At 64.9% G+C, this 22,294-nt stretch carries 20 protein-coding genes and 1 pseudogene; 14 read left to right on the forward strand and 7 right to left on the reverse strand.

Going from position 1 to position 22,294, the window contains the following annotated elements; translation table 11 throughout:
• The first annotated feature begins 7 nt into the window (after window positions 1-7).
• Genes PHO31112_RS22450 through PHO31112_RS22460 form a run of 3 tightly spaced genes read left to right on the forward strand, consistent with a single transcriptional unit; the run spans window position 8 to window position 2,597 of the window.
• Window positions 8-772 (forward strand): ABC transporter ATP-binding protein, encoded by a 765-nt coding sequence (locus tag PHO31112_RS22450; protein WP_150623238.1) that lies wholly within the window; start codon window positions 8-10, stop codon window positions 770-772.
• On the forward strand, window positions 765-1,412 hold the full coding sequence (locus tag PHO31112_RS22455) for a branched-chain amino acid ABC transporter ATP-binding protein (RefSeq protein WP_150585857.1): 648 nt from the start codon (window positions 765-767) through the stop codon (window positions 1,410-1,412). The genes PHO31112_RS22450 and PHO31112_RS22455 overlap by 8 nt, the downstream gene beginning before the upstream one ends.
• 24 nt (window positions 1,413-1,436) lie before the next feature.
• On the forward strand, window positions 1,437-2,597 hold the full coding sequence (locus tag PHO31112_RS22460) for an iron-containing alcohol dehydrogenase (RefSeq protein WP_150623288.1): 1,161 nt from the start codon (window positions 1,437-1,439) through the stop codon (window positions 2,595-2,597).
• Window positions 2,598-2,831: 234 nt separating this feature from the next.
• Here PHO31112_RS22460 and PHO31112_RS22465 read toward each other — a convergent pair whose 3' ends face one another.
• The 4 genes from PHO31112_RS22465 to PHO31112_RS22480 form a co-directional block, all read right to left on the reverse strand.
• Window positions 2,832-3,962 carry a glycosyltransferase family 9 protein gene (locus tag PHO31112_RS22465; RefSeq protein WP_150623240.1) on the reverse strand — a complete coding sequence of 377 codons (1,131 nt, stop codon included), beginning with the start codon at window positions 3,960-3,962 and terminating at the stop codon, window positions 2,832-2,834.
• 186 nt (window positions 3,963-4,148) lie between these two features.
• Window positions 4,149-5,729 carry a rhodanese-related sulfurtransferase gene (locus PHO31112_RS22470; protein WP_246178471.1) on the reverse strand — a complete coding sequence of 527 codons (1,581 nt, stop codon included), beginning with the start codon at window positions 5,727-5,729 and terminating at the stop codon, window positions 4,149-4,151.
• A 241-nt stretch (window positions 5,730-5,970) separates the two neighbouring features.
• Window positions 5,971-6,618, reverse strand: a complete 648-nt coding sequence (locus tag PHO31112_RS22475; protein ID WP_150623244.1) for a cysteine dioxygenase family protein — start codon at window positions 6,616-6,618, stop codon at window positions 5,971-5,973.
• Window positions 6,615-7,928 carry an acyl-CoA dehydrogenase family protein gene (locus PHO31112_RS22480; protein WP_150623246.1) on the reverse strand — a complete coding sequence of 438 codons (1,314 nt, stop codon included), beginning with the start codon at window positions 7,926-7,928 and terminating at the stop codon, window positions 6,615-6,617. The genes PHO31112_RS22475 and PHO31112_RS22480 overlap by 4 nt, the downstream gene beginning before the upstream one ends.
• Window positions 7,929-8,180: 252 nt before the next feature.
• On the opposite strand from PHO31112_RS22480, the gene PHO31112_RS22485 reads away from it, so the two are divergent.
• The 9 genes from PHO31112_RS22485 (at window position 8,181) to PHO31112_RS22525 (ending at window position 16,824) form a co-directional block, all read left to right on the forward strand.
• Window positions 8,181-9,278 carry an LLM class flavin-dependent oxidoreductase gene (locus tag PHO31112_RS22485; RefSeq protein WP_150623248.1) on the forward strand — a complete coding sequence of 366 codons (1,098 nt, stop codon included), beginning with the start codon at window positions 8,181-8,183 and terminating at the stop codon, window positions 9,276-9,278.
• Window positions 9,279-9,295: 17 nt separating this feature from the next.
• On the forward strand, window positions 9,296-10,180 hold the full coding sequence (locus PHO31112_RS22490) for a class II aldolase/adducin family protein (RefSeq protein ID WP_150623250.1): 885 nt from the start codon (window positions 9,296-9,298) through the stop codon (window positions 10,178-10,180).
• 78 nt (window positions 10,181-10,258) lie between these two features.
• Window positions 10,259-11,302, forward strand: coding sequence for an ABC transporter substrate-binding protein (locus PHO31112_RS22495; RefSeq protein WP_246178468.1), 1,044 nt, complete (start codon window positions 10,259-10,261; stop codon window positions 11,300-11,302).
• A 6-nt stretch (window positions 11,303-11,308) separates the two neighbouring features.
• On the forward strand, window positions 11,309-12,427 hold the full coding sequence (locus PHO31112_RS22500) for an ABC transporter permease (protein WP_150623252.1): 1,119 nt from the start codon (window positions 11,309-11,311) through the stop codon (window positions 12,425-12,427).
• Entirely contained in the window at window positions 12,421-13,275 is an 855-nt protein-coding gene (locus PHO31112_RS22505) for an ABC transporter ATP-binding protein (RefSeq protein ID WP_150623255.1), read from the forward strand. The genes PHO31112_RS22500 and PHO31112_RS22505 overlap by 7 nt, the downstream gene beginning before the upstream one ends.
• A 90-nt stretch (window positions 13,276-13,365) precedes the next feature.
• A complete protein-coding gene (locus tag PHO31112_RS22510; RefSeq protein WP_150623256.1) occupies window positions 13,366-14,613 on the forward strand; it encodes a c-type cytochrome in 1,248 nt (415 codons plus the stop codon).
• Between the two features lie 59 nt (window positions 14,614-14,672).
• Window positions 14,673-15,641 carry an ABC transporter substrate-binding protein gene (locus PHO31112_RS22515; protein ID WP_150623258.1) on the forward strand — a complete coding sequence of 323 codons (969 nt, stop codon included), beginning with the start codon at window positions 14,673-14,675 and terminating at the stop codon, window positions 15,639-15,641.
• Between the two features lie 167 nt (window positions 15,642-15,808).
• Entirely contained in the window at window positions 15,809-16,450 is a 642-nt protein-coding gene (locus PHO31112_RS22520) for a LysE family translocator (protein ID WP_150623260.1), read from the forward strand.
• A 131-nt stretch (window positions 16,451-16,581) separates the two neighbouring features.
• The gene (locus PHO31112_RS22525) at window positions 16,582-16,824 is read left to right on the forward strand and encodes a DUF3820 family protein (protein WP_150623262.1); all 243 of its coding nucleotides are present in this window, start codon (window positions 16,582-16,584) and stop codon (window positions 16,822-16,824) included.
• Window positions 16,825-16,878: 54 nt separating this feature from the next.
• On the opposite strand, the gene PHO31112_RS22530 is transcribed toward PHO31112_RS22525, so the two are convergent.
• From PHO31112_RS22530 to tcuC, 3 genes are all read right to left on the reverse strand, one after another.
• Window positions 16,879-18,414 carry an amidase gene (locus PHO31112_RS22530; RefSeq protein WP_150623264.1) on the reverse strand — a complete coding sequence of 512 codons (1,536 nt, stop codon included), beginning with the start codon at window positions 18,412-18,414 and terminating at the stop codon, window positions 16,879-16,881.
• A 153-nt stretch (window positions 18,415-18,567) separates the two neighbouring features.
• Complete coding sequence (locus PHO31112_RS22535; protein WP_150623266.1) at window positions 18,568-19,383, reverse strand: substrate-binding domain-containing protein; 816 nt, start codon at window positions 19,381-19,383, stop codon at window positions 18,568-18,570.
• An 11-nt stretch (window positions 19,384-19,394) separates the two neighbouring features.
• A complete protein-coding gene (gene tcuC / locus PHO31112_RS22540) occupies window positions 19,395-20,714 on the reverse strand; it encodes an MFS transporter (protein WP_150623268.1) in 1,320 nt (439 codons plus the stop codon).
• A 308-nt stretch (window positions 20,715-21,022) separates the two neighbouring features.
• Between tcuC and PHO31112_RS22545 the strand changes: the two genes are divergently transcribed.
• Together PHO31112_RS22545 and PHO31112_RS22550 are read left to right on the forward strand one after the other, a co-directional pair.
• Window positions 21,023-21,949: a LysR family transcriptional regulator gene (locus PHO31112_RS22545; protein WP_150623270.1), complete on the forward strand. Its 927-nt coding sequence runs from the start codon at window positions 21,023-21,025 to the stop codon at window positions 21,947-21,949.
• A 133-nt stretch (window positions 21,950-22,082) separates the two neighbouring features.
• Window positions 22,083-22,294 (forward strand): annotated as a pseudogene (locus PHO31112_RS22550) (hypothetical protein); the annotation flags it as partial.

Here is a 22,294-nt window from a genome sequence, read left to right on the forward strand (position 1 = left end):
GCACGAGATGGCATCGAAACACATCATTGAGGCCACGGGCCTGTACAAGACGTTCGGCAGTGTCACGCCGGCGAAGGACATTACGGTCAATATCGACGCGCAAAGCGTGGTGGGGCTGATCGGCACGAACGGTGCGGGCAAGACGACGTTCGTGAACATGCTCACGGGCTATATCAAGCCGGATCGCGGCGAGATCGTGTTCCGCGGCAAGCGCATCACGGGGCTCGCACCGCGCAAGATTACGCGTCTGGGCATTGCGCGTTCGTTCCAGATTCCGCAGCTCTTCGGCTCGCAGACGGCGCGCGCGAACATCGAGATCGCGCTGGCGATTTCGGGGCTGTCGGCCGAGTTGGCGAACGAGAGTCTGGCCCGTCTTGGCGTGCTGGAGTTCGCGGACATGATGTCGGGCACGTTGCCCGAGGGCGTGCGCAAGCTGCTGGATATTGCACTGGCGATGGTCTGCAAGCCGGAAGTGCTGTTGCTCGACGAGCCGACTTCGGGCGTGGCCGCGGAAGAGAAGTTCGACGTGATGAATCGTGTGCTGGATGCGGCACGCGCGCTGGGCATTACGGTACTTTTCGTGGAGCACGACATGGAAATCGTGCGCCGCTACAGCGATCGGGTGCTGGCGTTTTGCGACGGCCGTATTCTGGCGGACGGCACGGCCGATGTGGTATTGGCCAACGCTCAGGTGCGTGAGTTGATCATTGGCGAGACGGTGGCTGCGGTGCCGGGCGCCGGGAATGTGGCAAGCGAGGTGGCCCATGCTTGAGGTCGGAAATCTGAATGTGCGCTTCGGCGCGACGGACATTCTGCGCGGGGTGCAGTTCTCGGTGCCGAAGGGCGCGATTGTCGGTCTGATCGGGCGCAACGGCGCGGGCAAGACGACGACGTTGCGCGCGATCATGGGGCTGGTGAAGCCTAACGGCGGCACGCTGACGTTCGACGGCGTGGATCTGGTGAAGGCGCCGTCGCATGAGCGCACGTCGCTGGGTATCGGCTACGCCCCGGAAGATCGCCGTCTGATTCCGGACATGACGGTGGAGGAAAACCTATGTGTGCCCGCCTGGGCACTGAAAGCGAAGGACGTGCAGGAACGTCTGGACAAGGTCTACCGCATCATTCCGGAAGCCCGGGAGTGGGCACCGCGCCGCGCCTTGCAATTGTCGGGAGGCCAGCAGAAACTGGTGGCTGTCGGACGCGCGCTGATGACCAGTTCGCGTCTGCTGATGCTGGACGAACCGTTCGAAGGCGTGGCCCCGGCACTCTCGAAGCGCATTGCCGAGGTGATCGGCCAGATGCGCGGCGCTGGTCTCGCGGTGATTCTGTCGGGCGCAGATCTGCAACACGCAGGCGCAGTGCTCGATAGCGTCTACCGAATCGATCGCGGCCAGATGGTCGCGTCAGTCTGAGAAGGTCTCAAGAGGAAAACGATGATGAACGCTTTTCGTTTCCAGACGGTTCCAACGGTCGTCGTGGAATTTGGTGCAGCACGCCGCTTGGGCGCGCTGTTGCGTGAGCAGTATCCGACGGGCAACCGCCTGTGCGTGGTGACGGACGGCTTTTTGCACAAGAGCGGCCTGCTGGCCCCGGCACTGGCCGATCTCGCCAAGCACGACTGGCAGGTTTCGGTGATCGACGACGTGATCGCCGACCCGCCTGAACACGTGGTGCTGGAAGCCGCCGAACGCGCCCGCGCGGCCGACGCAGAGATCGTACTGGGGCTAGGCGGTGGCTCGTCGATGGACGTAGCCAAGCTGCTCGCGGTACTGCTGCCCGGCACGCAGTCGATCAAGGAGATGTACGGCGTCAAGAAGGTGACGGGCACACGCCTGCCGCTGGTGCAAATGCCGACAACCGCCGGTACGGGCTCGGAAGTGACCGCCGTGTCGATCGTCACGACCGGCGAAACGACGAAGATGGGTGTCGTAGCACCGCAACTTTACGCAGACCTCGCGATTCTCGACGCAGAACTCACGCTCGGTCTGCCACGCGCCGCCACCGCCGCAACAGGTATCGACGCAATGGTGCACGCCATCGAAGCCTATACGTCCGCGCATCTGAAGAACCCGAATTCAGACACGCTCGCCGTGAAAGCCCTCGAATTGCTCTCGCGCAATCTGCTGCCCGCCTGCAACGACGGCAACCTCCGCGAAGCCCGCGAAGCCATGCTGCTCGGCGCTATGTTCGCCGGACAAGCCTTCGCGAACTCACCCGTCGCCGCCGTTCACGCCCTCGCTTACCCGATTGGTGGCATCTTCCACGTCGCTCACGGCCTCTCGAACGCCCTCGTGCTCTCACACGTCATGCGCTTCAATGCCCCCGCCGCGAACAAGCACTATGCCGAGCTGGCCGATGTCATTCTTCCCGCCAAAATCTCCGGCAGCGATGAGGCGAAAACCAATGCGCTCATTCAACACATCGAGCAACTCATCGTCGATACCGCAATTCCCCGTACCCTGCGGGAAGTCGGCGTCAAGCAAGACGACATCGCCCGCATGGCCAGCGACGCCATGCTCCAAACCCGTCTTCTCGTGAATAACCCGCGTGAAGTCACAGAAGCCGACGCTTTCGCTATCTATAGCGCCGCGTTTTGATTCGCCGGGCTTTTTTGCCCCGCGTTGCGGGTCGCCTGACAGGCGGCCCGCCTGACCTGCCTCCGACCTGTCTTACTCACCCTGCCACCTGATCCGCCCAGCCTGCTGCTCGCCCCCACAGCACCTCTCCGACGGACCGAGGCCCCTTTCCGCCTCTCAGACATAAACCCAACTCGATTCAGAAAGGGGCCCCGATCCGTCTCTTTCCCCACCATTCTTTCTCCCCCTCCCCGCCTAGCCCAAACGCAGCGGCATCGATGCCAATGCGGTAACGACTGTCTCCGCCAACTCCGCCGGATCAACCGCACTCACGTCCGAATCAGTCTGCAACGGCGTCGATTGGCACCGCGGCGTAAGCCGCAAATAGGGAGGTTCGGCCTTCGCAAAAAGCGTCACGCTCGGCGTGGGTGTCGTGTGCGCCACATGCATCAAACCACCGTCGGCACCCACGAAAAGTACAGCGTTTGCAATCACTCGCTTCGCTTCGCGCAACGTTAACTGGCCAACGTATGACACCAATTGCAAATTGACGAATTTTGCCGTCATCAACGCCTTCGCCGCCTCAGCACCATTGCCCGATCCCAACAACACAATGTCCGCCGGCATCCCCGGTTGGTACGCAATGTCGTATGCCTGCAAAAACTCGCGCCAATGCGCATAGGTACGGCGCAGCTCCACGCCCCCCATCGCAAGCACGAGGAACGGCCCCGGCGGCAGTCGCTGAGCCACGGTCTCCGGTAACTCCGACTCCCCGCGTAGATACGGCTTTGCACGCGCAAACAAGTCGTCGGACGCCAGCCCCAACGAGAAAACATCGTTGACGGCCGCAAAGCTGAACTGTGTCTGATTACGGTCCGGACCGTGGAAGAAGCGGAACAAGCAGGCAAAGGGCAGCGACGGGAAAAATTTCCGCTTGAGCCGCAGCGTCGGATAGTTGAATTCCTGCAATACGATGACGTCGTATTCGCCCGGATTCACGCTCGCAGGATCGTCGTAGACGTGACGGAAGATATCGTCACCCTCGAACAACGCCTTCAACCCCGGCGTAATCAACAGATCGACAGCCCCCTCACGTCCGCGCAACAACGCCCGGCCAGACATGTCCATCACGGCATCGCCCACCGACGCCTTGCCGCCGTAGATCCACAACACCCGCGCATTCGGCGCTACATGTCGCACTTCGCGATTCGACTGCCCACTCATCGCAAGACGCAAGCGTCGGTGCAGATATTTTTTGGCAACGCTCAGCGACGACGTGCGTTGCATGAAGACTTCGGGCTCGTGGTACACCCACGCATAAGGAATGCGGGTACTCGGCTCGGTGAGAACGCCCAGACGGCGGGCAATGAAGCGCTGCAATGGCATGGTCGAATCGAAAGCAGACGGGCCGCCACCTCGCCCCGCATGCCCGTGAAACAAGCTCACGCCGCGAGTCAGGCGACAACGCCAGAAGTTCAGGAGTATGCCACGTCTATCCGCGAAAACGGCACCGCAAACCCTTCCCTTACCGCCCGCCCGTCGCCGTCTCCCGCTTCCCCTCTGCGAGGCTCGTCACACCACCCGAAAATGGTGTGTGCCGTCGCGATGCAGTTGATCGACGAGCCCAAACTCCCAGTCAAGATACGCCTGCATCGCCTCAGCAGCGTTATCGGTGCCCTCATACGGACGGCGATATCGATCGTCGCGCACACTGGCCAATCGCGTTTCGCCCGACTCCAGCGGCAGTCCGGCATTGATCCACGCCTGCGTACCGCCGTCGAGCACCACGATCTCGGCATCGGTCAGACGTCGCAGATCCGCAGCCGCAAAGCGCGCGAGCAAGCTCGAGCCGCAGGTGAGCACGTAACGCTGTGCAGGGCCGATCTTGCGCAATGCCTCAGCCAGCCGCGCACGAATGACGAACCACGCACCCGGTATGTGACGTTTGACGTAATTGACACCGGAAGTGAAGTCGAGCACCGCCACCTGCTCCGGCACGGCCTCGTCGAGCCACCGCGCCAGCAACGCGGGCGAGACGGTCGCCACGTCAAGCGCGCTCGGCGTATGCAATGGCCAGCCGCCCCGCGCACTGCGAGCCTCGGCGCGGTGCGGTTCAACCACGTACACGGTCCAGCCCATTTGCGCCAGCCACGAGCCGGTCATATCGGCACGCACGCCATCGTCGTCCGCCAATACGATCCACGCACCACGCACCGGCGCCTGACGGTCGGTCTCCTGCACGAGCTGCCCACCCGGCGCACTCGCAAAGTCAGGCAAGTGCCCCGCCTCATATTCTTCCGGCGTGCGAACATCGAAGCGATACACGGTACGCCCCGGCGCATTCAGCGACGCCAGATCGGTCAACGCTATGCGGCGTACCCCGGCACGATCGGCAACGGCTCTCGCCCCCTCTCGCGCTACCGCGAGCGTCGCTTCGCGCACGGTGGACGGATGACGGCGATCCGCCCCGCGCTCGAGTGTCTGGCCGGCCAGCGTCCAGCCAATGGTGCCGTTACGCAATGCCGCCACCGGATTCGGCAGACCGGCATTGACGAGCGATTGCGTGCCGATGATGCTTCGCGTGCGCCCCGCGCAGTTGACGATCACACGCGTGGCCGGGTCCGGTGCGAGTTCGCGAACGCGCAGCACCAATTCGGCACCGGGCACGCTCGTCGAACCGGGAATGTTCATGGTCTGGTATTCGTCGAAGCGGCGCGCGTCGACAACGATCACGTCGGCGTCTGCATCGAGCAGTGCCTGCACTTCCTGCGCCGACAGCGACGGCGTATGACGCAATCCCTCGACCCACTCGCCAAAAGCCTTGCTCGGCACGTTGACGTCACGGAACACTTCGCCGCCGGCGGCAATCCAGCCGTCGAGGCCGTCCGCGAGCAAATTGACGTTCGTGTAGCCCAGCCTGCGAAGCACGCTCGCTGCGAGCGGCGCGAGATCCTGACCGTTGTACTCGCCGTACAGGACGATCCGTGTGTCGCGTCGCGGAATGCGCGCCCATGCGTCGATTTCTACACGCGAGAGCGGAAGATTCGCGGCCCACAACGGATGTGTCTGCGCGTACGGATCTTCTTCGCGGACGTCGAGCAGAGCGATTTCCTCGCGCGCGAGCAACGCGGCACGCACATCGGCAAAGGTCAGTTCGGGGAAGGTGAAATCAGCGGCGAGCGCCTGGTCAGCCGTCTGCGACGGCGCGTCAGTCGATTGAACGGACACGGTGGTTCCTTGAATTCGTCGAACGTTGCTTCGGTATCGAGTGTCGGCACGGCGAAGTGCCCCGTCTGCGTATGCCAGCGGCCATTGTCGCAGAAGGGCCCCGCGCAAGTGCCGCACCCTGTGGTGCACTGCGGCATGCGCAGTGCAGCTTATGGGCGCGTCAGTCTCAGACGCGTGGCGCCGCTCTGCCCCAAGGATTCGGCAACTGCGCATTCGCATAGCCGGAGACGAAGCCTTTGCGCTCGCCCGACTCGGTGAACACGCTGCGATGCACCGCACCAATGTTCGCGCCATACACGTGAATGCTCACCGACACCCGGTCGACGTAGGCGTTGATCACACGGTGAATGTCCCCGAGACGCGGCGACAGCACCTCCACGTCGCCCGGCGACAAACGCACCGGCTCGCCCGCGATGACAGGCACGCCCTTCGCGTCGAGCACGTAAGGCTGGGAGTCCTCCGCCCCGCGCAGCATGCCGATCAGGCCCCACACGGTGTGGTCGTGAATCGGCGTGCGCTGCCCCGGCCCCCATACGAAACTCACGATGGAAAAACGCTGCGCGGAATCGCAATGCAGCAGGTATTGCTGATAGTGCTCGGGATGCGGGGTTGCGAACGCCTCGGGCAGCCAATCGTCGCGGGCAACCAATTGGGCAAGTAGCCCGGCGCCCTCTTCGAGCAGTGTCGTCTCGTGCGGACGGCGTTCGAGCAGCCGCGAGAATGCGGCAACAAAGTTGCGCAGCGGATCGAGCGCTTCGTAATCATGGTCGGGCACATCGCCGGTCAGTGCGATGCCATCCAAAGTGGCGGTCATACAAATGTCCGGAAAGCAGCGAGCGCCCGCCGGCCGGCAGCGCCCAGAATGGTGTCGTTTTGCGGCGTGTGAATGCGGCTGCACAGCACGTCGCGGTGGTAACGCTCAAGCGGATTGTTGCGCGAAAGTCCATGATTGCCCGAGAGCCGCAAAGCGAGTTCGAGAACCCGAATGGCATTGCCCGTTACCGTGAACTTTAACGCACCACTGGCGATGTCGTCATCCGGCACGCCGGCGTCCGCCGACTCGGCCGCCCCATCGAGCAATCGCTGGTTCACATACAGCAATGTCGCGATCTCGCCCACCGTTTCCTGAATGCGTGGCACGCTGGCGAGCGGCGCGCCAAGATTGCCCGGCACGCGCGTGTTCAGGAACGTCACGAGCCAATCGACACCCGCGCGCGCCACCGCGTCATAGAGGGTGCCGAGCAACACGCTCGTCCACGCCTGTTGTTCGATGTGCGCGTCGTTATCGGGCTGACCAATGCCCGCCGGCGCCCACTCATGGGGCAAGCGAATATCGACAGCATTGCCGAAAGGCAGGTCGACGTCTTCAAGAGCGACTTCGTGACTGCCAGACGCGCGCAGCCCGAGGTGATCCCAGTTCTGAATGACGCGGATACCCGGCCGGTCGGGCTGCGCCTGCGGGCCGTCGGGACGTGGCACGAGAAATACCCCGACACGCGGCTCGGGTTCATCGGTTCGCGCCCAGACCGACAACCAGCGTAACGCCGGTATGCCGGTGCAGTAGAGCTTGCGGCCAGACAGCCGCCAGCCCGATTCGGTGCGCCGTGCAATGGTGGACGGCAAGCCGCCCCGGGCAGGCGTGCCCAAATCGGGTTCGACGCGCAGCGCATTGATCAACGCGCCGTCGCGCACCGCACTGTCGAAAACCGCCCGTCGTTGCACCTCGGGCCAGTGCGTGCTCGTCCGTACGAGCGAACGGTGCTGAAGGTAGGTCATCGTCAGCACGAGCGCGGTGGCCGATTCGCCCGCCGCAACCGCACCGACGATGCGTCGCGCCGCGACCAGGCCGCCACCGCCGCCGCCCTGCGCACGCGGCACAATCTCGGCAATCAGCCCGTGACGATGCAACAGCGCGAAGTTCTCGAATGGGAAGCGTGCATCGCGGTCGAGCTCCGCCGCACGCTCGGCGAGCGTGCGTGTGATGGGGGGCAGCAAAGCAGCCAGTTGCGCAAGACGTGCCGGGCCATCGGCCCGCGGCAGAGGTAGCACCGCGCCGGACGGCGCGTGGTTCGCTGGCGACGGCAACGCGTCGGACAGCAACGGCGATTGACCAAGAGAAGACATGGCTTTTGGAATAAGCAAATACGCGTTTGGCACAGCGCGTGCCTTCTTACGCAGTGCCCATAGCGTAAGGCCCGGCGCTGCCTCGCCCAACCATCCATATCGAATAATCTTTGCGGAAATGATTATTTAACGGCCGCGAATTGTTTGCGTAGGCTCACTCCCGTTCACCGTCTGTTTCCGATCGATGGGCGTGTAGCGCAAACCGACCCACGTCGTCGTGCACGCGTCCTGCCCCACACAAGGAGAGCGTTCATGAGCGTCGAAATCATCGGCATGATTCAAAGCAGTAAGCAATCCGAAATTCATCCGCAAAACGGCCCAGCCGTCGACCGCGACTACGTGCGTAATTTCGCCCGTGCCCACGAGCAATCCGGCTTCGACCGTATTCTCGTACCGCACCACTCCACAAGCCCATCCGCCACGCTCACGATCGCCTACGCGACGACCGTGACCGAGAACATCCACTTCATGCTCGCGCACCGCCCGGGCTTCGTCGCACCGACGCTGGCCGCGCGCCAGATCGCCACGCTCGATCAGTTCAGCGGCGGCCGTCTCGGCGTTCACTTCATCTCGGGCGGCTCCGATGCCGAACAGCAACGCGACGGCGACTTTCTCTCGCATGACGAGCGCTATGCGCGTACCGACGAATACCTGAGCATCCTGCGTCGCATCTGGACGGAGGACCGCCCGTTCGATCACGACGGCACGTATTACCGCTTCAAGCAAGGCTTCTCGGAGGTCAAGCCCGTGCAGCAACCACACGTGCCGATCTTCTTCGGCGGTGCGTCAGAAGCCGCTCTGGAAGTCGCCGCCAAGCACGCAGATATCTATGCCCTGTGGGGCGAATCGCTCGATCAGGTACGCGACATCACCATGCGCGTGCGCGCTGCCGCCGCGGTGCACGGCCGCGTGCCGCGCTTCTCGGTGTCGTTCCGCCCGATTCTCGGCGAGACCGAAGCGAAGGCCTGGGCGCGCGCCGATCAAATTCTCGCGCAGGCGAAGGCCATTCGCGAAGCCGCAGGACTGCCGCAAGGCTCGGCGCTGCAAAGCGAAGGCGCACGGCGCCTGCTCGCCGCCGCCGACAAGGGGGCGCGCCTCGACAAGGTGCTGTGGACGGAGGTCGCCAAACTCATCGGCGGACGCTCGAACTCGACCGCACTCGTCGGCACGCCCGAGCAAGTCGCCGACGCGCTGCTCGACTATTACGACCTCGGTGTGACGACGTTCCTCATTCGCGGCTTCGATCCGCTGGGCGACGCCATCGACTATGGCCGCGAACTCATTCCGCGTCTGCGCACCCTGGTGGCCGAACGCGATCGTCAAAACGACGCCACGCGCCGCGCGGCCTGATCGAGGAGAGACACCCCATGGCTGCCGTTCTGCCCGTCGACACCCACACGTTCGCCCGCTCGACGTCCACCCCCGCCCCGACACGCACCACGCCCACCGGGCTCGTGCTCAACACCGCGCCGCAGCAGCGCTTCTGGTTCGACGCGCCACCGGTGCGCAACGATGTGCTTGCCGAGCGCCGCCACCGCCAGACACGTCTGGCCGCCGCGTTTCGCATCTTCGCGCGGCACGGCTTCGACCTCGGACTGGCCGGACACATCACGGCGCGAGATCCCGAGCTGACCGACCACTTCTGGGTCAATCCGCTGGGCGTGCACTTCTCGCGCATCAAGGTCTCCGATCTGCTGCTCGTCAATGCCAAGGGCGAGACGGTCGTGGGCGACAGGCCGCTCAACAAGGCCGCGTTCGCGATTCATGCGGCCATTCACGAGGCCCATCCGCATCTCGTTGCCGCCGCACACACGCACTCGACCTACGGCAAGGCATGGTCGACGCTCGGACGCCCGCTCGATCCGCTCACGCAGGACTCATGCGGTTTCTTCGAAGACCACGCACTGTTCGACGACTTCACCGGCATGGTGGTCGACGACAGCGAAGGCAACCGTATCGCGCACGCGCTGAACAAGCCCGACGGCAGCGGCACGGTCAAGGGCGTCATTCTCAAGAACCACGGCATTCTCACAGCGGGCCCGACCGTCGAGGCCGCCGCATGGTGGTACATCGCCCTCGAGAACGCCGCGCACACGCAGTTGCTCGCGGAAGCCGCCGGCACGCCGCAGCCGATCGACGATGCGACGGCGCGCCACACCCACAGTCAGGTCGGCGGCCCGGAAGGCGCGCTGTACTCGTTCGAAAGCCTCTACGAAGGATTGGTTGCCGCCGAACCGGATCTGCTCGATTGACATTGCGGGGCGTGCTTCGCTCGCCCCCATTTCGCCACCCGAACACAATCATCAGAAATCATCAGGGGAGTCGTATCCATGAAGTTTCGTCACACCGCCAACGGTTCGGAAGTCACGACACAACACGAAGTTCGCCCCGGCCGCCGCAAGGTGCTGCGCGCGAGCGCGGCCGCCGCACTGGCCGCCCCCGCCCTCTTGCTCGGACGCCGCGCGTGGTCGCAACCGCGCAAGCTCACGTTCGCCTGGAATCAGAACTCGTTCTGCCTCACGCCGATCGTCGCCGCGCAGGAACGCGGCTTCTTCGAGAAGAACGGCCTGCAAGTCGACCTCATCAACTACAGCGGCTCGACCGACCAGTTGCTCGAATCGATTGCCACTGGCAAGGCGGACGCCGCCGTCGGCATGATCCACCGCTGGCTCAAGCCGCTCGAAGCCGGTTTCGACGTGAAGATCATCGGCAGCTCGCATGGCGGCTGCGTGCGCTTGCTGGGCGCGAAGGCCGCAGGCGTGACGTCGCTTGCCGCGCTCAAGGGCAAGACCATCGGCGTATCCGACCTTGCCGCGCCGGGCAAACACTTCTTCCAGATCCTGCTCGCTAAGAACGGCATCGACGCCGAGCGCGACATCACCTGGCGTCAGTACCCGGCCGACCTGCTTGGCGTGGCCGTCGACAAGGGCGAGATTCAGGCGATTGCCGACGGCGACCCGAATCTGTATCTGCTGGAGAAGCGCACCAAGGGCGCGTACGTCGAACTGGCCACCAACCTGAGCGGCGAATACGCCCGCAAGGTGTGCTGCGTGATCGGCGCGCGCGGGGAACTGGTGCGCAACGACCGAGCGGCAGCTAGCGCGCTCGCACGTTCCATCGTGCAAGCCACCGAGTTCGTGAACGAGAACCCGAACGAGGCCGCGAAGATCTTCGCCAAGTATTCGCCGAAGATCAGCCCCGAAGACCTGCGCAAGCTGTACGCGACGCTCACCTACTCGCACCATCCGACCGGCGTAGACCTGCGCGATGAAATCGCCTTCTTCGCCGACGACTTCCGCCGCATCGGTGTGCTCAAGAAGAGCACCGACCCGCAGAAACTGGCGCAGCACGTCTACGCCAATGTCCTGGGATAAACGACCATGAGTGCCATTCTCGACAACGCTGCGCTACGCGGGGCCTCCCCCGCCGGCGCACTGGAGCTCGCCGAACAGACGGAGGGCACAACGCTGCGTGTGCCCGTGCCCCGGTTCGACGACACCGAAATCGATCAACGCTTCGCCGCCCCCCGCACGCCCGCCTTGTGGGGCACCGGATTCGCCGCCGCGCTCGCATGGGCCGCCTTCGGTGCGCTCACGCTGCGCTGGCCCAACAAGATCGTGGGCTTCTCGGACTGGGCCTTTACCGATGAGCTGGGCGCGCTCGCGCTCGTCGTCGCCGCCCTGCTCGCGGTGCTGTCGGTCGCGGGCCGCGCCACCCCGCCGTTGCTGCGTTTGCGTGAAGCACTTACCGGCGCGGGCCCGTGGCTCGTCGCCATCGCGCTCGTGCTGGCCGCGTGGGAAATCCTCACCGCAAAGACCGGATCGCTGCCCACGCCGTTCTTCGCCCCGCCGCAAGCCCTCATCGAGGTCTATACGGACGATTGGCGACGCCTCGGCGACAGCGCCGTGAACACGCTCAAGCTACTCGGCATCGGCTTCGGACTCGGTGCCATCGCAGGCTTTCTGATCGGTGTGTCGATCGGCTGGTCGCGCGCGATCGGTTACTGGGTGCATCCGATACTGCGCGTGCTCGGCCCGGTGCCTGCCACCGCCCTGCTGCCGCTCACGTTCTACTTCTTTCCGTCGAGCTATTCGGCCGCAACCTTCCTGATCGCGCTGTCGACGGCATTCCCTGTCGCGGTGCTCACATGGTCGGGCGTCGCCGGGGTGAACAAGAGCTACTACGACGTTGCCCGCACGCTCGGCGCGTCCGATGCGTTTCTGGTGCTGCGCGTCGCGATTCCCGCTGCGCTGCCCAACGTTTTCGTCGGTCTGTTCATGGGGCTTGGGGCGTCATTCTCGGTGCTCGTCACCGCCGAGATGATGGGCGTGAAGTCCGGCCTCGGCTGGTACCTCACATGGGCGCAAGGCTGGGCCTCCTACGTGAACATGTACGCCGCCCTGATTGTCATGGCACTGCTCTTCTCCGGCGTCATTACGCTGCTCTTCACCGTACGAGACCGCGCGCTCGCGTGGCAGAAAGGAACCGTCAAATGGTAAGCGCCGCAACGTCTTCTCCCACACTCGACCGGCGGGACGCCCACGCTCCGGCGTCTCATCCCGCGAGCGACGGCGCCACCTCCGCGAACGACACCGGTGCGCGGATCGATATTCGCGGCGTCGATCACTGGTTCGGCACGCAGCAGGCACCGTTGCAAGTGCTCGACGGTGTGAACTTGAGCGTCGCGCCCGGCGAGTTCGTGGCATTGCTCGGCCCAAGTGGCTGCGGCAAGTCCACGTTGCTGCGCCTCGTCGCCGGACTTGAGACCGCAACGCGCGGCACGATTACACAGGACGGCACGGCGATTACGCGTCCCGATCCGTCGCGCATCGTGGTGTTTCAGGACCCGACGCTTTACCCATGGCGGCGCGTGCGCGATAACGTCGCGCTCGGTCTGCAAGCCCGTGGTGTGCTCGGCAAGGAACGCCAGCGAGTCGACGAGGCCCTCGCGCGCGTGGGCCTCTCGGAGTTTGCCGACGCGTTTCCACATCAGCTCTCCGGCGGTATGGCGCAACGCGTGGCGCTCGCCCGGGCGCTCGTCAACGACCCGCGCCTGCTGGTGCTCGACGAGCCGCTCGGCAAGCTCGACTCGCTCACGCGCCTGGCGATGCAAAGCGAACTGGTCGATCTGTGGCAACGCGCCGGCTTCTCGGCACTGCTCGTCACGCACGACGTTGAGGAAGCCCTCTTCCTGGCGCAACGCGTGATCGTGTTCAGCCCGCGCCCGGCGAAGATCGTGGCGGAACTACGTGTCGATCTGCCCTATCCGCGCCATCGCGGCGACGCGCGCATTACCAAACTGCGCCACGAAGCGCTCCGACACCTGGGGCTCGATGCGAGCTGGTAATCGTGCAGATCGTGGTATCACAAAGCGGATGAAGTCGACGTACCGGCCGTCATCGGAGTCATCGGATCGCTTCCCGGCGGAGCGCGCCCGATGACGTCCCCACCCTCGCATCTCTGGCTTAACGCCCTGCTGCAAGCCCTCCAGTGCGTGCAGTCCGCCTGGCTGAGCACGCTCTATGCGCTCGGCGTCACCGGCGATTCACACGGCGCGCCCGCGTGGCCATGGGACGTGCGCATCGCCGGGGAAAATCTCGTCATCGACGTCGCCCTCGCCCGTCAGTTCGGCGGGATGCTCGCGGCCATCGCGTTTGCCCTCGCCTGCGTACTGCTGGCGCTGTTCTGGCGACGCGCGTGGCGCTGGCTGCTCGCCACCGCCGTCGGCGCACTGGTGCTGGCCCCGTGGCCATCCCCATCGCTTTGGCTGACGGCCGCCGTGCCGACCAGTTTCCATACGAGCCCGACGGGCTTCACCGTGCAGAGCATCTCGCGAGGCTCACGTGTCTATGCGGCCCAGTGCGTTGCATGTCACGGCGCAGACGGACGCGGCGAAGGCCCGCTGGCGTCTACGTTGCACCGTTGGCCACCGACCATGGCGAGTGCGCTGCTGAGCCGCCGCGCAGACGGCGAACTGTTCTGGCATGTGTTGTATGGCATGCGTGACGATCGGGGGAGGACCATGCCCGGCTTCGCCGGACGGCTGAGCGACCGCGAAATCTGGGCCGCACTCGATTACATGCGCGTGCTCTCGGCGTCGGCCGGCATGGCCGCTGGCGGCAGTTGGCCCGTGCCGATCGCGTTGCCCTCCCTCGCGGTGAAGTGCGCCAACGGCCCCACCCGGAATATCGCCGCGTGGCGCGGCAACCAGCGGGTGCGCGTCGTCGCCGTGGATGCCGATCATCCGCCCCCGTTTGAAGACCCGCGTTTCCTCACCCTGCTGGTCGAGCGCAATGGCCCGTCACCGCATCAAGCGTCTGGCATTCGCAAGGTGGCGGCGCAACGCCCGGAGCGTACGCCGAAGGCCAACGTCACAACCCTATTCGGCGCGCGAGCCGACTGCGTGGCCGATGACCCCGAAGCGTGGCAGGTCTTCGCGCAGATTGCCGGGGCCTCCCCGTCAAGCGTCGCAGGCACCGAATGGCTGGCGGACCGTGACGGCTGGTTGCGTGCCCTCGCCCCCGCCGGACGCCGGGGCTGGGCCGACGGCGGCCTGATGTGCACGACGTCGACTGTCCTGCCGGACGGCGCTCAGGCCGCCCTGCGCGCCGACCCGCTCACCGCCACGCTGCGCCAAATGGACGACGACCCCGTGCGGTTCGTCAAAGGCGGCTTCGTGCACTAGCCATCGTTCAGCGTCCGCACCGGGCTTCCCCTTTTTCCGATCCACCACAGGCTTTCATCATGACGATTTCCCGACGCCGCTTTCTCCAATACGTCACGACCGCCAGTGCGGCGGGTGCACTGACCACACTCGCCCTGCCCGGCGTTGCTTACGCGCAATCCGGCCGCCCGATCCTCAAGGCAGGCGACCAGAAAGGCGGACTGCGTGCGCTGCTCGAAGCCGCAGACGAACTCAAGGCATTGCCCTACGACATTCAATGGACCGAGTTCCCCGCTGCGGCACCGCTGGCCGAAGCGCTCAATGCAGGTGCCGTCGATTGCGGTCCGATCGGCGACGCACCGGTGATCTTTGCACTGTCGGCAGGTGCCGCCATCAAGATCATCGGGGCCAATCGCTCCGATGCGTACGGCACCGCCGTGATCGTTCGGCCGGACGCCACGTTGCGCACCGCCGCCGACCTCAAGGGCAAAAACATCGGCACGACGCGAGGCTCCATCGGTCACTTCGTCACGCTCAAGGCGCTCGCTGCCGCCGGGCTGGCGCCGAACGACGTCAACTTCCGCTTCCTGCCGCCAGCCGACACCATCACCGCGCTGGCCAGCGGCTCGGTCGACGCATGGGCGACATGGGAGCCCTACACCGCCGTGGCGGAGACAACCGGACGCGGGCGCGTGCTCGTGAACGGACGCGGGCTCTGGTCGGGGTTGAGCTATCTCGCGGCGACCGACGCCGCCATCGCGAGCAAACAGGACGTGCTGCGCGATTTCCTCGCGCGCGCCGTGCGTGCCCAGGTCTGGTCGTATCAGCATGTCGATGCATTCTCTGCGGCCATGGCGCGTATCGTCGGCATTCCGCCCGAGGCCGCGAAACTACAGTTCTCGCGACGCGCCACGAAATGGCGCAACATCGACGACGCCCTCGTCGCAGAGCAACAGCGCACGGCCGACTTTTACTCGCAAGTCGGCTTGCTCCGGCAACCGCTTGACGTAAAAACCACGTTTGACCGGCGCTTCCCCGTCAAGGTCTGAGGCAACCGCAGGTGCCGATGACCGCCCAACGGGGCGGTCATACGGCATGAGGGCATGGCAACCCGCCGCGAATTGGCTCGGCCGGAGATTGACGAACTGTCTATGGCGCCGCACGCCATGTGCGCCGACACTCCGAAGATTCCCTGCCCTCCGGCACAAGGTTCACCATGGTCGCCAACAGCATGCTCTCAGCGCATCTCCTGCTCGCCTACACGGCGTATTTCATTGGCGCGGCCAGTCCGGGGCCAAGCAATCTGGCGATTATGTCCATTGCGACAAAGCACGGCCGCAAGCCCGCGCTGACGTTCGCGCTGGGTGTCATGTCCGGTTCGCTGTTCTGGGCGACGGTTGCCATGCTCGGCATTGCCGCCACGCTGCTCGCCTACGCGCAGTTCCTCATCGCCATCAAACTCTTCGGCGGGGTCTATCTGCTGTGGCTCGCGCTAAAGTCCGCGCGATCTGCACTACGCCCTGCGCGTACCACGCAGTCCGTCCCCGCAGACGCCAGCGGCATGGTGTCGCTCAAACGTCTGTACCTGCGCGGCACGTTGATGCACCTCACCAATCCGAAGGCCATACTGGGATGGGTGTCCGTTGTCGCGCTGTCCTCGACGCCAGACGGCGCCATGCCCATCGCGGTCGTGCCCGGTTGCGTGGTTCTCGGGCTGACGGTGTTCTGCGGCTACGCGATGCTGTTCTCGACACTCACGGCGCGGCGCGTCTATCTGCGCATTCGGCGCTGGCTCGACGGATGCCTCGCCGTGGTGTTCGGTGCGGCAAGCTGGCAATTGCTGACGTCGCGAGTGTGAGGTGAGGGGAGGCGGAGCGGGCTGAAGCGAGGGGTAAAAGGTGACGGGGTCATCGGCGCACCCCGTGCCACGTGTGGTAGCGTGACGCTTTCCGTCCCAGCCACGCGCGCCGCACGTCGCGCCCTTTCGCCATGCTCGACTTCGACGCCGACGCGCTGATGCGCCTCGTCACGACGCCCATGCCATTCGGCAAACACAAAGGCACGTACATCGCCGATCTACCGGGCAACTACCTGAGCTGGTTCGCCCGCGAAGGTTTCCCGCCGGGCGAGATCGGCCGCTTGCTCGCCCTCATGCACGAGATCGATCACAACGCACTGGGTGAATTGCTGCGGCCACTGCGCGCGAAAGCGCAGGCCGCGCGCTCCCGATAAGCCGGAATAGGCCGGAATCAGCCGGAGCGCCGCCCGCACATCCTCGCAGGGCCGTCAGGCCCGCACAGTGCCGGTGAGCATCGACGGCAGATGGCGGCGTACCCACTGTGTTTGCTGCTCGTGAGCGTACGCCAGTTGCAGCACCGCAAGATCCGCTTGCGCGGGTCCGATGATTTGCAGTCCCATCGGCAAACCGCGCGCATCGAACCCGACCGGCACGCTGATCGCCGGCAATCCGGCCAGCGTCGGCCCGATCACGACCTCCATCCACCGATGGTAGGTGTCCATTGGCTTACCCGCCAGGGACGTCGGCCAGTGCGATTGCGCATCGAACGGGAACATTTGCGCCGACGGGAGCAACAGGAAGTCGTAACGCTCGAACAACCGCGCAAGCGAGCGGTACCACTCGCTGCGATCGACGCTCGCGCGAAACACGTCGGCAGCGCGCAACGCGTCGCCCCCCGCGACCTCCCATTGCGCCTCCGGCTTAAGCTTGTCGCGACGCGCCGGATCGGCGTACATCGCGCCCAGCGAACCGTTCACGAGCCAGTGACGCAGCGTGAGCCACGTCTGCCACAGCCGGTCCGGCGCGAAGTCGGGCATGCACGGCTCCACGTCGCATCCCATCGCCATGAAGTCGCGCAACGACGCCTCGCACAACGCCATCACGCCGTCTTCCATCGGCAGATGACCGCCGTAGTCGCCGAGCCAACCCAGCTTCACGCCCTTCACATCACGCGATAGCGCACTCGCGAACGGCGGCGTCTCGCCGGCGAGCGAAAGCGGACTGCGCGCGTCGTAGCCGGCCTGCGTTGCGAGCAATTGGGCGACGTCGGCCACCGTTCGGCCCATCGGCCCTTCAGTGCTCAGTTGCTGGACGAAGACTTCGGGTGTCGGGCCATACGGCACACGGCCCTGCGACGGGCGCATGCCGTACACGTTGCCGAACGCCGCCGGGTTGCGCAGCGATCCCATCATGTCGCTGCCGTCCGCCACCGGCAGCAGGCGCAGCGCCAGCGCACTGCCTGCCCCGCCGCTGCTGCCGCCTGCGATACGCGTTGTGTCGTAGGCGTTACGCGTGGTGCCGAAGACCGGGTTGTAGCTGTGCGAACCCAGTCCGAATTCGGATACGTTGGTCTTTCCGATGAAAATCGCACCCGCTGCGCGGATGCGCGCGACGCTGATGCTGTCCTGCGTGTCGGGGTCTGCCGACGTCAAAGGCGAGCCCTTGCGCGTGGGAAATCCGGCACAGGCAGCCAAATCCTTCACCGCGTGCGGCATGCCGTGCATCCAGCCAAGATACTGACCGTTCGCCAGTTGCCGGTCGCGCTCGTCGGCCTGCGCCAGCACCACGTCGGCATCTCGCAGCGACACGATGGCGTTGACCACTGGGTTGTACTGCGCAATATGGGTGAGATAGGCCTGCATCACCTCACGGCACGAAACCTGACGCGTACGAATAGCGCCGGACAGCGCGAGCGCATCGAGCGCGACGACATCGTTCAGGGGAGTGTCGGGGGTAGCCGTGGTGTTGGCTGCGGCTGCACTCGTTTGGGCAGCCAGGGGGGGCAGGTCTGGCACGATGGCCATGCGTCTATCTCCTTGGCGGTGGCGTCGATCGGTGCGACGCCGTTGTCTGACACGCCATTGTCGGTCAAACCCGCCAAGGATGCCGAGGGGAAAATTAAGTCCGCCACGGCGGTAGAAATACGTTAGTTCACATCTTCAGCGATGCCCGGCGCATCAGTGCGTCAGCGGATCGAGACCGGTCGACTCGACATCCTTCGCAACGGCAGGCGCAGCCATGTAGGTCAGCAGCTTCTTCGCCTCTTCGGGATGCGGCGCATTCACTGGTACGCCGCCCGCGAAGCGCGTGACCGATTGCAGCGACTCGGGAATCTTGCCCGCGAACACCGCGCCCTTGACCGGCAGCAGTTCGCTCACCTGTTGCAATCCCAGCGCGTAGTCGCCCGCGGCCACCTTCTCGGCGACGGGCGTCTTCTGCACCATCACCGATTTGCCTTGCATCTGCTCGGCGATGCCCAGCTTCTTGAAGAGCTCACGCTCGATATACACGCCGCTGGCACTGTCGGAATACGCGACCGACTTCGCGGCCAGCAGCGCCGCCTTCAGCTTCTCGGGGGTGCTGACGTCCGGTACGGTGTCGCCCGCTTTGACGACGACACCGATACGCGAATCGGCCAGATCGACGCGTGAATCGAGGCGTACCTTGCCCGCTTTGATGAGATCGTCGAGCGCGTAACCGACCATGATGACGACGTCGGCCAACTCACCGCGCGCCAGACGATTCGGGATCGCCTCCGGCGCTTTACCCATCGACGGGCCCCAAGCCGTGTCGACATGATCGCCGCTCGATGCCTCGAACTTGGGCAGCAACAGCTTGTACGCGGCCGTGAAGCCACCGGAGTTCATCACGCGCAGGTCTTCTGCGTGAGCGGACGTGGCAGCGAACAGCGCCGTCATCGCGATGCCCGCACCGAGCGTGGCGAACAGGCGTCGGACAGCGCTCGCACGCACGGAGGTGGAAGTGTTTTTCATAGCGCGCTCTCTCAGCCTGCGGCAAGTTCGGTACGGGTGCGGCCTTGCCCGCCGGGGCGGCCACGATAAAGCGCCAGCGTCGCGCAGATTGCGCACAACGCAGCGAAGCTCATCCAGTAACCCGGTGCGGCCTTGTCGCCCGTGGCGTGGATCAGATACGTCGACAATGCGGGCGTGAAGCCGCCGAAAATCGCCGTCGCCAGGCTATAGGCCAGCGAGAATCCGGCCACGCGCACGTCTGGCGGCATGATTTCGGTGAGCGCCGGGATCATCGCGCCGTTGTACATACCGTACAGGAACGAGAGCCACAGCAACGCGATCAGCATGCGCGTGAAGCTCGGTGCCTGCACGAGGAACGACAGGACCGGATAGGCACTCACCAGCGTGAGGCCCGCGAAGAGCAGCAGCACCGGACGACGGCCAATGCGGTCCGAGAGCGTGCCGCCGATCGGCAGCCAGATGAAGTTCGACACGCCCACGCACAGCGTGACGAGCAGCGCATCGGCGCTCGAGAGGTGCAACACGCTCTTGCCGAACGTCGGCGCGTAGACGGTAATCAGGTAGAACGCCGTCGTGGTCAGCGCCACGAGCATCGTGCCGCCGAGCACCACGCCGGCATTGGCGGCCATCGAACGGAACACTTCGCCGACCGACGGGTGACGCTTGCGTTGCTTGAACTCCTCGCTCTCCTGAAGCGAGCGGCGCAGCACGAAGATCACCGGCACAATCATGCAGCCCACGAGGAACGGCAGGCGCCAGCCCCACGAGGCGATCTCTTGCGCCGTCAGTGTGAGCGAGAGCACAAAGCCAAGGCCCGCCGAGACCACGATGGCAACCTGTTGGCTCGCCGACTGCCAGCTCGTGTAGAAGCCCTTACGGCCCGGCGTGGCGATTTCCGCCAGATACACGGACACACCGCCCAGTTCGGCACCGGCCGAGAAACCTTGCAGCAGACGGCCGATCAGCACCAGCACCGGCGCTGCCAGACCGATGGTTTCGTAGCCCGGCACGAAGGCGATGAGAATGGTGCCGCTCGCCATGATGGCCAGCGTGGTGACCAGCCCTTTGCGACGGCCAACGTTATCGATGTACGCGCCCAGCACGATGGCGCCGAGCGGGCGCATCAGGAAACCCGCGCCGAAAACGGCAAAGGTCAGCATGAGCGATGCGAACTCGCTGTCCGTCGGGAAGAAGACGCGAGAGATCTGGGTGGCGTAGAAACCGAACAGGAAGAAATCGAACTGCTCGAGGAAGTTGCCGGCCGTCACGCGCAGAACCGCGCCGGCTTTCGATGGGCGACGCGAAACCGCGTCTTGGGGGCGCTGTGACATACCCTGTCTCCGTTTTGCTTGCGGCCCGGGGGATCGGGCCACCAATGAATCGTCGCATTGCGTCTCTGCCAGGGACGTGTCGAACCGTCACGGACGCTTTTTTGAAGTCGCCAATGGTGCGCCGGAAGTTCCCCGGTTGTGAATTGCAAGTTTTGGAAAGATTGATGCACATATGCTATCAATCGTACGATGCTAATGCGCCTACCGAGCGGTAACACGTTACACTCTGCGCCACGCCCGAACCTGCGGCGGTCCCCCGGTGTCCGGGCCGCGTGCGGCGCTTGCCCGACTTTCATCCCTCCAATGTCATGGCGATCAATTTCGATCTGAACGATTTGCAGGCCTTTCGCGCGGTGGCGCAACTCGCGAGCTTTCGCCGCGCGGCCGAAGCCATTCACCTCTCGCAGCCTGCGCTCTCACGCCGCATCGACAAGCTCGAGGAGGCGCTGGGCGTCAAGCTCTTCGAGCGCAGCACGCGACGCGTGGCGCTCACTAACGTCGGGCGCGCGTTTGCGCGCGATGCCGAACGGATTCTCGACGATCTGGATAACGCGCTGCTGGGGATTCGAGACGTGGCGTCGTCGAGCCTCGGGCACGTGACCATCGCCTGTGTACCGTCTGCCGCGTATTACTTCATGCCGCAGGTGATCTCGCGCTACCACCGGGCGTATCCGCGCATCCGCATCTCCGTGCTCGACGCCAGCGCCAACGAGGTGCTTGCCGCCGTGGTGAACGGCGATGCTGATTTCGGGTTGAATTTCATCGGCAGTCAGGAGCCGAACATCGAGTTCAGGCTCCTGCTGCAGGAGCGTTACGTGGCGGCGTGCCGGCGCGACCATCCGCTCGCCGGCAAGAAGCGGGTGACGTGGCGAGAGCTTTACGAGTACGACTACATCACCGTCGGGAAGGCCTCAGGTAACCGCCTGCTGCTCGATCAGGCGCTGACGGCGCTGCCGCAACGCCCGCCGAGTATCTGCGAGACACAGCATGTGACGACGATGCTCGGACTGGTCGAGGCGGGGCTGGGCGTGGCGGCCGTGCCAACGATGGCGATGCCGGGCGGCGACCATCCGTTGCTCACGAGCGTGCCGCTGGTCGATCCCGTGGTGACGCGGCGCGTCGGCATGATCCGGAGCAAGGCGCGGCCGCTCTCGCCCGCAGCCACCCAGTTGTATCGCTATGTGGCCGAGATGAAGGTGCCGTCGCGGCGCCGTGCGGGCAGCGAGGCCGTATAGCCGAATCGCAGCGAACGCACGCAAGGTAACATTTCGTTACTGACCTTACGAGAAGTGAAACATTGAGGTAGTGGCGGCGAGACGATGCGTCTTTATACTTGCCTCGCGTTCATTCGAATCCACTTCAAGACTCATGCTCAAGCGAATTTTCCCGATGGTGGTGATCGCCGCCGTGGTAGCAACGACTTCCCTGACGGCTTCGGCCAGTGATATGAACAATGCTCTTGGCGGCGCGCTAGGCGGCGTGGCGGGCGCGGCCGTGGGCGGTGCGCTTGGCGGCAGCACCGGTGCGGTGGTGGGAGGTGCGGTTGGCGGCGGCGCCGGCGGCGCGATCACGTCCAACCG

Origin of the sequence: Pandoraea horticolens (genome assembly GCF_902459555.1) — a bacterium.
In the GTDB taxonomy this organism is placed as follows: domain Bacteria; phylum Pseudomonadota; class Gammaproteobacteria; order Burkholderiales; family Burkholderiaceae; genus Pandoraea; species Pandoraea horticolens.

Coding starts and splice junctions, on each gene's coding strand:
- PHO31112_RS22475 (WP_150623244.1), bottom strand. CDS start 6,618: ATGACCGCCACTTTGGATGGCATCGCACTGACCGGCGATGTGCCCGAC.
- PHO31112_RS22495 (WP_246178468.1), top strand. CDS start 10,259: ATGAAGTTTCGTCACACCGCCAACGGTTCGGAAGTCACGACACAACAC.
- PHO31112_RS22455 (WP_150585857.1), top strand. CDS start 765: ATGCTTGAGGTCGGAAATCTGAATGTGCGCTTCGGCGCGACGGACATT.
- PHO31112_RS22505 (WP_150623255.1), top strand. CDS start 12,421: ATGGTAAGCGCCGCAACGTCTTCTCCCACACTCGACCGGCGGGACGCC.
- PHO31112_RS22510 (WP_150623256.1), top strand. CDS start 13,366: ATGACGTCCCCACCCTCGCATCTCTGGCTTAACGCCCTGCTGCAAGCC.
- PHO31112_RS22485 (WP_150623248.1), top strand. CDS start 8,181: ATGAGCGTCGAAATCATCGGCATGATTCAAAGCAGTAAGCAATCCGAA.
- PHO31112_RS22500 (WP_150623252.1), top strand. CDS start 11,309: ATGAGTGCCATTCTCGACAACGCTGCGCTACGCGGGGCCTCCCCCGCC.
- PHO31112_RS22450 (WP_150623238.1), top strand. CDS start 8: ATGGCATCGAAACACATCATTGAGGCCACGGGCCTGTACAAGACGTTC.
- PHO31112_RS22515 (WP_150623258.1), top strand. CDS start 14,673: ATGACGATTTCCCGACGCCGCTTTCTCCAATACGTCACGACCGCCAGT.
- PHO31112_RS22525 (WP_150623262.1), top strand. CDS start 16,582: ATGCTCGACTTCGACGCCGACGCGCTGATGCGCCTCGTCACGACGCCC.
- PHO31112_RS22460 (WP_150623288.1), top strand. CDS start 1,437: ATGAACGCTTTTCGTTTCCAGACGGTTCCAACGGTCGTCGTGGAATTT.
- PHO31112_RS22465 (WP_150623240.1), bottom strand. CDS start 3,962: ATGCCATTGCAGCGCTTCATTGCCCGCCGTCTGGGCGTTCTCACCGAG.
- PHO31112_RS22490 (WP_150623250.1), top strand. CDS start 9,296: ATGGCTGCCGTTCTGCCCGTCGACACCCACACGTTCGCCCGCTCGACG.
- PHO31112_RS22520 (WP_150623260.1), top strand. CDS start 15,809: ATGGTCGCCAACAGCATGCTCTCAGCGCATCTCCTGCTCGCCTACACG.
- tcuC (WP_150623268.1), bottom strand. CDS start 20,714: ATGTCACAGCGCCCCCAAGACGCGGTTTCGCGTCGCCCATCGAAAGCC.
- PHO31112_RS22535 (WP_150623266.1), bottom strand. CDS start 19,383: ATGAAAAACACTTCCACCTCCGTGCGTGCGAGCGCTGTCCGACGCCTG.
- PHO31112_RS22545 (WP_150623270.1), top strand. CDS start 21,023: ATGGCGATCAATTTCGATCTGAACGATTTGCAGGCCTTTCGCGCGGTG.
- PHO31112_RS22530 (WP_150623264.1), bottom strand. CDS start 18,414: ATGGCCATCGTGCCAGACCTGCCCCCCCTGGCTGCCCAAACGAGTGCA.
- PHO31112_RS22480 (WP_150623246.1), bottom strand. CDS start 7,928: ATGTCTTCTCTTGGTCAATCGCCGTTGCTGTCCGACGCGTTGCCGTCG.